The organism is Cutibacterium acnes (assembly GCF_003030305.1).
GTDB classification, from domain to species: Bacteria; Actinomycetota; Actinomycetes; order Propionibacteriales; family Propionibacteriaceae; genus Cutibacterium; species Cutibacterium acnes.
Window position 1 is genome coordinate 168,218 of sequence record NZ_CP023676.1, and the last position, 12,647, is coordinate 180,864.

General features: G+C 62.0%; 13 protein-coding genes. 9 read left to right on the plus strand and 4 right to left on the minus strand.

What is annotated here, in order from left to right; all coding sequences use genetic code 11:
• The first annotated feature begins 15 nt into the window (after positions 1–15).
• Positions 16–816, plus strand: a complete 801-nt coding sequence (locus CPA42_RS00780; protein ID WP_002515845.1) for an SDR family NAD(P)-dependent oxidoreductase — start codon at positions 16–18, stop codon at positions 814–816.
• 63 nt (positions 817–879) lie between these two features.
• Here CPA42_RS00780 and CPA42_RS00785 read toward each other — a convergent pair whose 3' ends face one another.
• From CPA42_RS00785 to CPA42_RS00795, 3 genes are read right to left on the minus strand one after another with little or no spacing between them, the layout of a single operon-like run.
• Positions 880–1,137, minus strand: coding sequence for an HPr family phosphocarrier protein (locus CPA42_RS00785; RefSeq protein ID WP_002515906.1), 258 nt, complete (start codon positions 1,135–1,137; stop codon positions 880–882).
• A 35-nt stretch (positions 1,138–1,172) separates the two neighbouring features.
• Positions 1,173–3,185: a PTS fructose transporter subunit IIABC gene (locus CPA42_RS00790; RefSeq protein ID WP_002515803.1), complete on the minus strand. Its 2,013-nt coding sequence runs from the start codon at positions 3,183–3,185 to the stop codon at positions 1,173–1,175.
• A gap of 9 nt (positions 3,186–3,194) precedes the next feature.
• Positions 3,195–4,169, minus strand: coding sequence for a 1-phosphofructokinase (locus tag CPA42_RS00795; RefSeq protein ID WP_002518630.1), 975 nt, complete (start codon positions 4,167–4,169; stop codon positions 3,195–3,197).
• A 129-nt stretch (positions 4,170–4,298) separates the two neighbouring features.
• Between CPA42_RS00795 and CPA42_RS00800 the strand changes: the two genes are divergently transcribed.
• Positions 4,299–4,484: a hypothetical protein gene (locus CPA42_RS00800; RefSeq protein ID WP_002515812.1), complete on the plus strand. Its 186-nt coding sequence runs from the start codon at positions 4,299–4,301 to the stop codon at positions 4,482–4,484.
• Here the strand turns inward: CPA42_RS00800 and CPA42_RS00805 are convergent.
• Positions 4,474–5,235, minus strand: a complete 762-nt coding sequence (locus CPA42_RS00805) for a DeoR/GlpR family DNA-binding transcription regulator (protein WP_024513532.1) — start codon at positions 5,233–5,235, stop codon at positions 4,474–4,476. The two genes, CPA42_RS00800 and CPA42_RS00805, sit on opposite strands and share 11 nt — an antisense overlap.
• A gap of 164 nt (positions 5,236–5,399) precedes the next feature.
• Here CPA42_RS00805 and CPA42_RS00810 point away from each other — a divergent pair, with 164 nt between their 5' ends.
• From CPA42_RS00810 to CPA42_RS00840, 7 genes are all read left to right on the plus strand, one after another.
• Positions 5,400–6,698 carry a nucleotide sugar dehydrogenase gene (locus CPA42_RS00810; RefSeq protein WP_002515750.1) on the plus strand — a complete coding sequence of 433 codons (1,299 nt, stop codon included), beginning with the start codon at positions 5,400–5,402 and terminating at the stop codon, positions 6,696–6,698.
• Entirely contained in the window at positions 6,682–7,941 is a 1,260-nt protein-coding gene (locus CPA42_RS00815; RefSeq protein WP_002518634.1) for an O-antigen ligase family protein, read from the plus strand. Before CPA42_RS00810 ends, CPA42_RS00815 begins: the two co-directional genes overlap by 17 nt.
• Positions 7,942–8,059: 118 nt before the next feature.
• Positions 8,060–9,175: a glycosyltransferase gene (locus CPA42_RS00820; protein ID WP_002515854.1), complete on the plus strand. Its 1,116-nt coding sequence runs from the start codon at positions 8,060–8,062 to the stop codon at positions 9,173–9,175.
• 97 nt (positions 9,176–9,272) lie between these two features.
• Positions 9,273–10,346, plus strand: a complete 1,074-nt coding sequence (gene wecB, locus CPA42_RS00825; protein WP_002515914.1) for a non-hydrolyzing UDP-N-acetylglucosamine 2-epimerase — start codon at positions 9,273–9,275, stop codon at positions 10,344–10,346.
• Positions 10,346–11,467 (plus strand): glycosyltransferase, encoded by a 1,122-nt coding sequence (locus tag CPA42_RS00830; protein ID WP_024513533.1) that lies wholly within the window; start codon positions 10,346–10,348, stop codon positions 11,465–11,467. Before wecB ends, CPA42_RS00830 begins: the two co-directional genes overlap by 1 nt.
• A 77-nt stretch (positions 11,468–11,544) precedes the next feature.
• A complete protein-coding gene (locus tag CPA42_RS00835; protein WP_002518636.1) occupies positions 11,545–11,688 on the plus strand; it encodes a hypothetical protein in 144 nt (47 codons plus the stop codon).
• 1 nt (position 11,689) lies between these two features.
• The gene (locus CPA42_RS00840) at positions 11,690–12,637 is read left to right on the plus strand and encodes an endonuclease domain-containing protein (protein WP_002515717.1); all 948 of its coding nucleotides are present in this window, start codon (positions 11,690–11,692) and stop codon (positions 12,635–12,637) included.
• Positions 12,638–12,647: the final 10 nt, after the last annotated feature.

The following is a 12,647-nucleotide window of genomic DNA, read 5'->3' on the forward strand; positions in this document are numbered from 1 at the left end:
CCACTAGGAGGAATCATGGATCTTGGACTCAACGGACGCACTGCGCTCATCACTGGCGCTGATTCGGGTATTGGCTGGCACACCGCGAAACTCCTCCTCGCCGAGGGAGCCAAAGTTGCCATCACCGACCTCGACTCTGACGAACTCACCCAGGCTGCGCAGGCTCTCGACGTCGCTGATGACCGTCTCGTCGCCCTCCCGGCCGACGTCACTGACGCTGACTCTCTGGCGAAGCTGCACCAGCAAGTGAAGGACGCCCTCGGTCCGATTGACATCCTCGTCCAGTCGGCCGGCGTGACCGGGGCCCAGGGTAAGTTCCACGAGATCGATGAGGAGGGCTGGCGTTCCACCCTTGACATTGACCTCATGGGTCCGGTGCGGGTGCTGCGCGAGTTCCTCGATGACTTGCGCACGGGTGGCTGGGGGCGTGTCGTGCTGCTGGCCTCTGAGGACGGCGTCCAGCCCTACGACGACGAGATCCCCTACTGCGCTGCCAAGGCCGGAGTATTGGCTCTGGCTAAGGGTTTGTCGCGGACCTATGCCCGTGAAGGACTCCTCGTCAACGCCGTTTCTCCAGCCTTCATCCATACCCCGATGACTGACGCCATGATGAATAAGCGGTCCAAGGAGCTTGGCGTTAGCTTTGACGAGGCCATCGAGTCCTTCCTTGACCAGGAGCGCCCCTATATGGAGCTCAAACGGCGCGGCGAGCCTGAGGAGGTGGCTGCCGTCATCGCTTTCCTATGTTCGGACAAGGCTTCCTTCGTTAACGGATCGAACTACCGCGTCGACTCCGGATCGGTGGCCACTTTTTGAGGTTCGACATTGGTGCCTGTGGGGCCGAGTCACGATGGCAGCGGCCCCATCGTGGAGGCTGGCTCAGGCGTCGAGGTTAGAGGCAACCAGGTCGGCAATGGTGTTGACGTCGTCCTCGTTATCGCCGGCGACTGTCACTGGGTCGCCTGCGCTGGCACCGAGGGTCATGATGAGCAGCACGGACTTGGCGTCAATTGGCTCGCCTCCCTCGGCAGCTAGGGTGACGGTTGAACTGAGCTTGGCAGCCTCCTGCGAGATGACGGCGGCGGGGCGGGCGTGGAGTCCGACAGAGGATCCGACCTTAACGGTTTTGCTGGCCATGATGGTGTTCCTTTCGGGGTTGTGGTGTGGAAATTTTACGCGGCAGCCGCGGCCTTGCGCCGAGCTGAGGCTTTGAGAGCGGTTACGAGCAAGGCTGCCACGAGGGTGCCGACGACAATGGCCAGGATGAAGGCCCAGACCCGATCAATGGCAAAGAAGACGAAGATTCCGCCATGGGGAGCTTTAGAAGCGGCCCCCAGAGCCATTGACAGGGCACCGGTGATTGCGCCTCCGACCATCATTGAGGGAATCACTCGTAGCGGATCCGCAGCTGCGAACGGGATAGCGCCCTCGGAGATGAAGGAGGCTCCCAGCAGCCAGGCAGCAGTGCCGTTTTCACGCTCGGCAGGCTGGTAGAGCTTCGGACGCAGGGTCGTCGATAGCGCCATGGCCAGCGGGGGAACCATCCCGGCAGCCATGACGGCGGCCATCACTTTGAGGGATCCGACGTTGGTGACCGCGAGGTTCGTTGTCGCGAAGAGGTAAGCCGCCTTGTTGATGGGGCCGCCCAGGTCAGAGCACATCATGAGTCCCAGGACGATTCCGAGGATGACGGCCGAGGCGCCGCTCATGCCGCCTAGCCAGTTGTTGAGAGCGTTCGTCAAGGCTGCCAGCGGACGTCCCAGTACGACGTACATCAACCCACCGGCGACCAGGGACCCGACGAGCGGGATGATGACGACCGGCATGAGGCCACGCAGCCAGCGCGGCGGGTTGAGACGGGTGAACCAGTAGGCGACGAAACCGCCGAGCAGACCACCGATGATGGCACCGATGAATCCCGCCCCGGTCACCCCAGCGACGGCACCCGCTACGAAACCGGGGGCGATGCCGGGGCGGTCTGCCAGGCCGAAGCCGATATACCCAGCGAGGGCAGGTAGCAAGAAGCCGAAAGCCGCTTGTCCGACCGCGAAAAGGACCGCGCCGATGTAGGTCATGGTGGCTGATCCGCCTAGAGCATGGGCGGTTGGCGTCGGCAGGTTGCTGAAGGTGTTGTGCAAGGCAATATCCATGCCGTCCTTGGCAATCTCATACCCGCCGAAGAGGAATCCCAGGGCGATGAGCAGACCACCTGCGGCGACGAACGGAATCATGTAGGACACGCCCGTCATGAGGGCCTGCTGGATGCGCTTGCCCCAGCCAATGTGAGATCCAGCCTGCTCGGGCTCCTGCTGTTCACCATGGCCAGCGGGGACCCGATGGGCGTGTGGGTCTTTGGAGGCGGCGACGGCCTCCGAAATCATCTTCTCAGGCTCGTCGACGGCCCGCTTCACCCCGGACTCAATGACTGGCTTTCCGGCGAAGCGCTCCCGGCCCTTGACACCAACGTCGGTGGCGAAAATGACAGCGTCAGCACCCTCGATGTCGTCGGTGCTGAGAGGCTCGGTGGCGGTGGACCCTTGGGGCTCGACCTTGACGTCAACACCCAGCTTCTTCCCAGCAGCCCTCAAATAGTCGGCTGCCATGTAAGTGTGGGCGATGCCGGTGGGACAGGCCGTAATGGCGACGATGCGGGGCGTATCGGAGGCGGCATTGGTCACCGCGGCGTGCCCAGGAGCGGGGAGGGCCGTTGCAGATGAGGTCGAGGCTTCTTCCTTCGGCTCGACGACCCCACCGATGAGGTCGACGACGGTTTGCGCGTCGGGGGCCTGACGCAACTGCTCGACGAACTCAGGATTGACGAGGGCGCGAGCCAGCTTGGTCAGAAGTTTCATATGGTCCGCGCCGCCGTCTTCGGAGGCCGCGATCATAAAGATGAGGTCGGCCGGGCCGTCAGGTCCATTGAAGTCGACAGCGGGCGATAGCCGGGCGAACCCCAGGGATACCTGAGATACCGCGGCTGAGCGGCAGTGGGGGATGGCGAATCCGCCGGGCATACCGGTCGGGCTTTTGGACTCGCGGTCCAGAGCGTCGTGGGCGAGGCCGTCAGCATCGGCGCGTCCAGCGGCAGCAATGAGTCCGGCGACTGAGGTGATGACCTCGGTTTTGGTCGAGCCGAGGTTGGCGTCAAGAGATACTAATTCCGGGGTAATGAGAGGAGTGCTCATCGGTTCTCCTTACAGGTGGGTGAGGCTGACGTGAATGGCGTCGGCCTGTGACGGGGTCGGCATGGTTGACCCCGGTAGAGCGGCGGCTGCTGTGCCCCACGCCACGGCGGCGCGCAGGCAGTTTTCGGGCTGGTCGCCGCGGGTGCGCGCCAGCAGGAATCCGGCCAGGGAGGAGTCTCCGGCGCCAACAGTCGACTTCACCTCGACCGGCTCTGGCCGGGCGTGCCAGGCGTCGTGTTCGGTGATGAGCAGAGCGCCGGTCCCGCCCAAGGTGACGATTACCTCGGCGATGCCGTGCAGACCTCGGGCGGCCACGACAACGTCGTCGAACTGTCCCCTTGTGGCAGCAGACTCGAGAGAGTCGCCGTCAATCCCGCATAGTTGGCCGAGCTCGACGGAGTTCGGCTTGACAAGGTCAGGGGCACAGTCGGGGAGGCGGGCCGCCAGCTCTTGGAGGGGTTGATCGGAGGTGTCGACGGCGACTTTGACGCCGATCTCATGGAGGCGGTCGGTCATTGTGGCATACCAATGTGTGGGTACGCCCGGGGGTAAGGATCCTGACAGTACGACCCATTGCGCGCCGGAGGACTTCTCGACGATGGCCTCCTCAACTGCGGTCAGCTCCTCAGGACTGAGGTCGGCTCCGGGCTCATTGATCTTGGTTGTAATGCCGTCAGGTTCGGTGATGGTGAGGTTGGTTCTCACCGCTGCCGCAACGGGTACAACTTGGTGCGGGATGTCGTCGTGGTTGAGGCCGAGGGTCAGGCGGCCCTTGGCTCCGGCTGGCACCACGGCGCAGGTTTCGATTCCAGCCCCACGAAGGACTCGTGAGATGTTGACCCCCTTACCGGCGGCGACCTCGGTGGAACTGCCGAGTCGGTTCACCTGCCCGCGCCGCAGCGGCCCAGCTATGGGCGCTGTGCGGTCAATGCTCGGGTTGAGCGTGACGGTGACGATCACGTGGACTCCTTCGGCTTTGGCCAACGGTTCCTCGGGCCCGAGAGAACCATCAATGTTGGGATGTGTGACACTCTAGTTCGTAAACACACTAATACGGACATTTGTTGTGTAGGTTTCTCGGAGCGAGGGCTGGCATAGGTGGTCCAAACATCGATGTGGCAATCCGGGTTACGACGTGGGGTACTGCCATGGGCGATGGTTGCTGACGCGATCATCACCCAGATTTCCACACCGCGCGGTGGAGCTTATCGAAGCGGTGTTCGTGGCGTCCGGTGTGATGCTCTCCAGCAGATAAGGGGGCTGTGTCGCTGGTTACCAGAAGCCGATGTCAGGCGATAACGATTTCGACGCCAGCTTTGTGCAGCATGTCGACTTGGTGAGGAGTCACCCCAGAGTCGGTGATGATGACGTCAACGTCGCCCAGCTCTGCGAACCTCATCGTCGATTCCGCACCCATCTTCCGAGAATCGGCGAGAACCACGACGTGATGGGCGCTCGCGACCATTGCTGCCTTAGTTGCGACTTCATCGGCGTCAGGAGTGGATAAGCCGTGCGTCGGGGAAATGCCGTTGGTGCCCATGAAGGCAACGTCGACGCGGAGTCGGGAAATGGCGTCAACGTTACCGACGGTGGCCTGAGTGGTGGGGCGCAGTCGTCCTCCCAGCAGGTGGACGTCACAGTTGCTGTGGGTAGCCACCGTACTGGCGATCGGGGATGAGTTCGTAAAGACGGTGAACCGCCTTGTGGAGGGCATGATCGACGCTAACCGACCGGTTGTCGATCCGGCGTCGAGGATGATCGACCCCTTGTCACTAGGTAGATGGGATAGTGCCGCCCGGGCGATTTGTTCCTTCTGCGTCACTGCCGAGGAGTCTCGGGTGGCGAGGGGCTGGTCGCCCAGCAGGTCGAACTCGATCGGGATAGCGCCACCGTGTACCCGCCGCAGCATTTTCTGATTGCACAACTGGTCGAGGTCACGGCGAATGATCTCGGGGACAACTCCTAGTGCAGTGGAGGCTTCAGCAACCGATACTCGACCGGTCTCGCGGGCAGTATCGATCAGCCACTTGTGTCTTTCGGCGGGATACACGGGCTCTCCTTGGGAATACCACTCGACGCAACTGCGGCTTGCGAAAGGCCTTGTCGGGGCCTGGTGCGAGCGTCTTTGCGACGGCGTGAGCATAACACGGACTCGTCGAGGTGCCGTACCCGGATAGACTGACGGAGTATTCGCGAATCCCAAGGAGTTCAGGAATGAAAATTGCCGTCGTCGCCATGGGCAAGATCGGGCTTCCCCTGGCCGTGCAGTTCGCCGAGAAGGGTCACGACGTCATCGGCGTCGACGTGCAGCAGCGCGTCGTGGACGAGATCAACAAGGGCAATGAGCCTTTTCCCGGTGAGGCCTTTCTTGACGAGAAGTTGAAGAAGCTTGTCCCGGCAGGCAAGCTCACCGCCACCACCGACTACTCCCAGGCCATCCCCGGCGCCGACGCGATAGTTCTCGTCGTCCCGCTCTTCGTTAACGACGAGACCTGGGAACCGGACTTCGGCTGGATGGAAAATGCCACCAAGTCGCTGGCCGAGCACCTCACCCCCGGCACCCTCATCTCCTACGAGACCACCCTGCCGGTCGGCACCACCCGCAATCGCTGGAAGCCCATGATCGAGGAGATCTCTGGTCTGAGTGAAGGCAAAGATTTCCACCTCGTCTTTTCCCCGGAGCGCGTTCTCACTGGTCGCGTCTTCGCTGACCTGCGTCGTTACCCGAAACTCGTCGGCGGCTTGAACGACGAGGGCACTGCCAAGGGCATCGACTTCTACCAGCAAGTTCTCGACTTCGACGACCGTGACGACCTTCCTCGCGCCAACGGCGTCTGGGACATGGGCACCGCTGAGGCCGCTGAGATGGCCAAACTTGCCGAGACCACCTACCGTGACGTCAACATTGGCCTGGCCAATCAGTTCGGCAAGTACGCTGCGGCCAACGGCATCGACGTCTACAAGGTCATTGACGCCTGCAACTCGCAGCCCTACTCCCACATTCACCGTCCCGGCATTGCCGTCGGAGGTCATTGCATCCCCGTCTACCCGCGCCTCTACCTATGGACCGACCCGGACGCCACCATCGTCCGCACTGCCCGCGAGGCCAACATGACGATGCCCCAGTACTGCGTCGACCAGGCCGCCTCGGTGCTCGGTGATCTGTCCGGTAAAAAGATTGTCGTCCTTGGCGCTTCCTATCGGGGCAAGGTCAAGGAAACTGCTTTCTCCGGGGTTTTCCCGACTGTTGACATCCTCGCCAAGGCTGGCGCTGACGTCAGCGTCCACGACCCGATGTTCACCGACGAGGAGCTCGGCAAGTTCGGCTTTAAGGCCTACCACATCGGCGATCCGGTTGACGGCGCTCTACTGCAGGCCGACCATCCCGAGTACGCCGAACTGACCCCGGCGGACCTGCCGGGTATCAAGGTGCTCGTCGACGGTCGTCACGTCGTCGATCCAGCCGTATGGGGAGACGTCGAGGTCATCGTCGTTGGTGACGGGGAGGCCTGAGTACTCCGGCAGCTTCCTCGACAAGATCGTCGAGGGGCTGTTGGTGCTGTTGCCTCCGGCAGCCCTCCTGGGGCCCTGGGCCGGCAGTGGAAGAGTGTTCGGCTACCGCATCTTGGTGGTGTTGCTAGTCGGGTGCGCAGTGACGGGATGGATTTATCCCATCTGGGTGCGACGATTCAGTCGCGCAGCTTGCGCCATCGTGGTCGTTGCGGTGGCGTGGGCCGTAACCGGTGTGGTAGGTGCTATGAGGCTGGGCCCGCGTCGAGACCTTTCGAGTCTGATGGGGGCCGGTCTTGCCCTGGCGGGGGCATGGTCAGTGGCGAGACTTATCTCGGATAGGCACATACGTCGTGAGCGTGCCTTACGCGATGTTGCGATCGGTTGGGCGGTCGCAGTCTGGGTGGGGGCACCGCTGGCCGTCTGGGAAATCCTTACCGCGCGACACTTGGGCACTTACGCCGACGGGGCATGGCGGAACCATCCAGGGCTTTATCGCCAGCCGGCGACGTGGCTCACCAACCCCAACCTTTACGCGGTTTTCCTGGCTGTAGGCTCCGTGTGGGTCGGTGTGGTTGGCGTGCGAAGCGCTACTCGGTGGGTGCGGATAGCTGCCATAGCCACGGCGGTGACCGGTTTAGGGCTGTTACTAGCGACGGACAGTCGCATAGTCTACGCGGCGCTGTTATTGGCCGTTATGGTGCGGTTGTGGGCGGTTCGACGGTGGCGCTGGGTGCTTCCCGGGGTGGTCATGGTCGTCGTCGTGGTAATCGTGGTGACGCACCTGCACCAAGCCGGGTTGGTATGGCACAGGTTCATCGGTGTACTGATTCACCACAACGATGAGGGCCCATCATCCTTCGCGGTGAGGACTACTTTGTTGGCTTGGGGTCTTGCGCTCGTGATGGAGTACCCCCTGCTTGGAGCGGGTCCGGGAGGATATCGGGCTAACATCCTCGCTGCGCCAAAGCGATGGTTTCCGCATGGCAAGTCCGATCCCCATAACGGGATCCTGGAGATTGCCTCCCAATACGGTTTGGTCGTTACCGCCCTAGTGGCAGTGTGTTGGTGTCTGGCCATTGGTCGATGTTGGCGGTCACGACGATGGTGGGGGGCTGCTCTCATCACTGCAATGCCGGTGCTCTCACTTGCCAACAGCACCTACTTGGTTCAGTCGGTGAACCAACTCGGGTGGCTGGTATGTGTTTTGGCGGCGAGTTCGTCCCGTCAGGAAACGCCGCAATGACGAGGTGACTGAATTCCACCGCATGTCGTGTCTGGACGTATGTAGGTCACGGTAGTGTGGGACCGCCGGTGCCTTAAAGGAGAGCGGGCATCGGCGTTGCAGTACGAGAGGGGAAGGTGTGCGGATACTTATTGTCGGTGCGGCATCGTCCATCCACACCGTTCGATGGGTCAATGGACTGGTCAAGCGAGGTCACGAGGTTCACCTGGCATCAGTCCATCCGGTGGGCCGTCACTCCATTGATTCCCGAGTCCGGATCCATCTGGCCCCACACGGTGGGAAGGCAAAATACGTCGTCAATGCCGGCTGGCTGCGATCAGTGGCGGCTGGGGTGCAACCTGACATCGTCAACGTCCACTATGCGACCGGTTATGGTCTGCTCGCTCGTCTTGCCCATATTGACGCCCCGACGCTGCTGTCGGTGTGGGGAAGTGACGTTTACGATTCCCCCCGGGCAAATCCCCTCATGCGTCACATGGTCCGATCCAACTTGGTCTCAGCTACTCGGATCGCATCGACAAGCCACTGCATGGCGCGTGTCACGCGTGACTTGGTGAACAAACCCATATCCATTACCCCCTTCGGCGTTGATACGGAAATACTCACGCCCCCTGACAGGCGGCGTGATGCGAACGACGGTGACGGGGTGGTGTGCATCGGGACTATCAAGGCTCTCCACTCCAAATATGGGATCGGTGAACTCATCCGTGCCTTCAGTCGGGTCCATGATGAGCGGCCTAATACCGTCCTTCATATCTGGGGCGGCGGCCCAGACGAGAATCCCCTCAAGGTCTTGGCTCGCCGTCTTGTCCCGGACGGTTCGGTGGAGTTTCGCGGTGCCATTGATCATTCTGAGGTCAGAGATGCCTTGGGTAGTTTGGACATCTTTGCCGCCCTATCGACCCTGGATTCGGAGTCTTTCGGAGTGGCGATCATCGAGGCGGGAGCCTGTGGACTGCCAGCGGTCGTCAGCGATGCGGATGGTCCGGCAGAGGTCGTCGAGGATGGTGTTACCGGCTTGATCGTCCCCCGTGGTGACGTTATTGCCAGCGCTACTGCCTTGATGCAGCTGGTTGATGACGTTGAGTTGCGTCGGCGTATGGGTGGGGCTGGTCGCCACCACGTCGTCGAGACGTATTCGTGGGAGCGTAGCCTCGATCTCATGGAGCTGGCGTATCGGGACACCATCGATGATGCAGCGCGCCAGCATTGTTCAGGTCGTCACGGTGGGTAGTGGAAGGTAGAGTGCCAGCATTGCGCCCAGTTCCCGATTCGGGCGCTGCCATGTGGCCTCGGGGAGAGGCTGACTATCTCATCGAGAGGATTGCGTCGTGCGCGTCGTGAGTATCGTCGGGGCTCGTCCCCAATTCGTGAAATTGGCCCCGGTGGCTAAGGCTTTCGCGGCCGAGGGGATCGACCACAAGATCATCCATACCGGGCAGCATTACGACGTCAACATGTCGGATTCCTTCTTCGTCGAGCTCGGGATCCCGAACCCGGACCTGCATCTTGGTGTAGGAGGCGGCTCCCACGGCGTCATGACCGGCCGGATGCTCGAGCAGCTTGATCCGGTGCTTGAGGACATGGGCCCAGACTGGGTGCTCGTTTACGGCGACACAAATTCGACCATTGCCGGCACCCTCTCGGCGGTCAAGATGCACCTGCCGGTGGCCCACCTGGAAGCCGGGCTGCGTTCCTTCAACCGTCGCATGCCCGAGGAGCACAACCGAGTTCTCACCGACCACGCCGCAGACCTGTGCCTGGCCCCGACCGAGGTAGCCATGGGACATCTGGCCGATGAGGGGCTGGCCTCCCGTGCAGTTCTTGTCGGAGACGTCATGACCGACGTGTGCCTGCAGGTGCGCGATTCCGTCCTCGCCAACCCGCGCCCGGTACCCGGTGTCGAGGCGGGCGAGGAGTACGTCATGGCGACGATCCACCGTGCCGACAACACTGACGACCCCAAGCGTCTGGCCCACATTCTTGACGCCCTCGGCAGCCTAGATCGCAAGGTCATCCTGCCGGTACACCCGCGCCTGCGCGCCCGCGCCGAGTCCGACGGCTTTACTGTCGCCCGCGGCAACCTCACCACCATTGACCCGTTGGCTTACCCCGACATGGTTAACGCCGTCACCAACGCCGCTGGCGTCATCACCGACTCGGGTGGTTTGCAAAAAGAAGCCTTCCTGCTTGGCACTATCTGCACGACGGTGCGCACCGAGACCGAGTGGGTGGAGACCGTCGAGAACGGTTGGAACGTGCTCGATCCCGATGCCGAGCACCTGAGCGAGTACGCCACGCGCCCGCACCCCGAGAGCGATCCGGGGCATCCCTACGGTGACGGCAAGGCTGCTCGCAATGTCGCCACCGTGTTGTTGAAAGCCGGCGAGCGAGACCGTTCCTGATGGCGAATTCTTCCCGCCTCGGCAGGGTCGTCTCCCTCTCGACAGTTCATCACGGTCACGACAACCGGGTTTTCAACAAAGAAGCCAAGGCACTTGTCGCAGCTGGGCACGACTACCACCTCGTCATTTCCGCTGACCGTGACGGGATCGACCAAGGGGTCCCCGTCGTCGCCTTACACCGCGAGGAAGGCCGGGTCCGCCGACTCGTCGTCAGTCAGCGGGAAGCATGGCGCCACCTGCAAGCCCTCCAGCCCGAGGTGCTGCATATTCACGACCCGGAGCTCATTCTGCTGGCACTGGTGTGGCGTTGGCGCCATCACTGCAAAGTAATCTACGACGCTCACGAGGATCTCATCGGCCAGGTTGACACTAAGCCGTACCTAGGCGCGGTGACGCGGCCGCTGGCCAAGATGGCCGCTCGTGGACTTGTGGGGCTAGCCGAGCGCAGCGCCGACGCCGTCGTGGCGGCTACACCGACCGTGGGGGAAAGGTTCCGCCGCGCTTCAGTGACGGTAGTGCGAAATTACCCGTGGCTGGGTAACTACACGGTGCCACCCAAGCCGGTGCCGGGGCAGCTCGTATACGTCGGGGACTTGTCGGAGGAGCGCAAGCTTTCCTTCATGATCGAGGTGACGCGCACAGTCCGTAAGCAGGTGCCACAGGCGCATTTGGTGCTGGCCGGACGTGTGCTGCCACGCTGCCAGGAAACGGTGGAGCATGCCGTGGCAGAAGGGTTTGTGGAGCATCTCGGTCTGGTCGCCCCTACCGAGGTGCCGCAGGTGTTGGCCAGCGCGCAGGTCGGACTGGTCTTCCTCAAGCCGCTGCCGAACTATGTCGCGTCGTTGCCGACGAAACTGTTCGAGTACATGGCTTCCCGAGTGCCATTTGCGGCTTCGGACTTTCCGGCCTGGCGCGAGATGTTCGATGGTTACGGGGCTGGGATTTTTGTTGATACTGAGGATGCCGCAGCTACTGCAGATGCCCTGAGCGAGCTCTTGGCGGACCCGCAGCGGTGTCGGGAGATGGGCTGTGCTGGGCGTCGAGCGGTTGAGTCGGGGCTCAACTTCGAGTCCCAAGCCGAGGCCTTGATCGATCTGGTAGCCGGTTTGCTCGAGGGCTGATTCCCCGGTCCCGTGCCCGGCCAACAGTTGGTGGAGTCTCCGCCGCCCTTTCCAGCTTCCGTGTGGTGATTCGGGTAATGATCGGCCTCAAAGCCATCCCCGGTAGCAGGCGCTGGGGTCACGAGGCAGTTTTCCACAGGCTGCGTGAGTACCCCGGCCGGGGTTGTCCACAGAACCGAAAATGGTTGGAGGAAATCGGCTCCTCCGACGACAACTTTTAGTGTGAGGAATCTTGGAGAACGACTCGATCGACGCGGCGTTGCCCGTATTTACCGGCACAGCTATGTCCGAGGCCAGGCCGACCGGGCGGTAGCTCGAGGGGAGGCTGTCCGCATCCTGCCGGGGGTGGTCGCTGCGTCTGCTGTGGCCCGAGACCCGAGGATCATTATCCGGGCGTTGTTGTTGTGGCACCGTGACATTGTGTTGGTCGGAAAGGCTGCCCTTATCATGCTCGGGATGAAAGCCCCGGGTACAACCCGGCCCATGGACTTCTACGGCGTTAAGGATGTGGAGGCTTTCTCTACAACTCGTTGTCTCACCCGGCCGGGAATTCGAGTGCGTCGGTGGCATATACCTCACTGGTTTATAACCGAGCGAGAGCAAATTCGCATCGCTACTGCTGAAGTGTCGGTTCTCATACTGGCTATTCAGGGCGAGTGGGGATGGGTGTGTGAGGCCCTCCGGCAACGAGTCGTGACGCCCGAATCATGCCGGCAAGCTCGTAAGAGCCTGACAGGTCGGTATCCCAAGACCAAGGTTGATGCTGCTCTGGCCGACATCTGTCTGGCTGCGTGGTCGATTCCAGAACTAGAGATGGGCAGGGTACTGCGTGCTACTGGGATCACGGGGCACAAACCGAATCACAAGGTTCGTGTGGGCGACCGCTACTACTACTTGGACCGGGCCTTCGAGGCTGAGAAGGTGGCTTTGGAAATTGATGGCCGATCGGTACACGGGACGATTGACGGGTTTGAGGCGACCATGATGCGCTCAGCGCATTTAGACCGCCACGGCTGGAAGGTGCTTCACGTCACCCCAACCATGTTCCGCGAGGACCCGAGGTTTGTCCTAGACTGGCTCGCCTCCCACCTCCACCGGCGTCATCGGCCCAAAACTATGTTTACCGAGTTCGCTTTGCGACGAATTATGAGCGGCGCCGCCCCAGCTTGAGGCGCGGCTC

Coding starts and splice junctions, on each gene's coding strand:
- CPA42_RS00780 (WP_002515845.1), top strand. CDS start 16: ATGGATCTTGGACTCAACGGACGCACTGCGCTCATCACTGGCGCTGAT.
- CPA42_RS00785 (WP_002515906.1), bottom strand. CDS start 1,137: ATGGCCAGCAAAACCGTTAAGGTCGGATCCTCTGTCGGACTCCACGCC.
- CPA42_RS00790 (WP_002515803.1), bottom strand. CDS start 3,185: ATGAGCACTCCTCTCATTACCCCGGAATTAGTATCTCTTGACGCCAAC.
- CPA42_RS00800 (WP_002515812.1), top strand. CDS start 4,299: ATGTGGCAATCCGGGTTACGACGTGGGGTACTGCCATGGGCGATGGTT.
- CPA42_RS00810 (WP_002515750.1), top strand. CDS start 5,400: ATGAAAATTGCCGTCGTCGCCATGGGCAAGATCGGGCTTCCCCTGGCC.
- CPA42_RS00830 (WP_024513533.1), top strand. CDS start 10,346: ATGGCGAATTCTTCCCGCCTCGGCAGGGTCGTCTCCCTCTCGACAGTT.
- CPA42_RS00835 (WP_002518636.1), top strand. CDS start 11,545: ATGATCGGCCTCAAAGCCATCCCCGGTAGCAGGCGCTGGGGTCACGAG.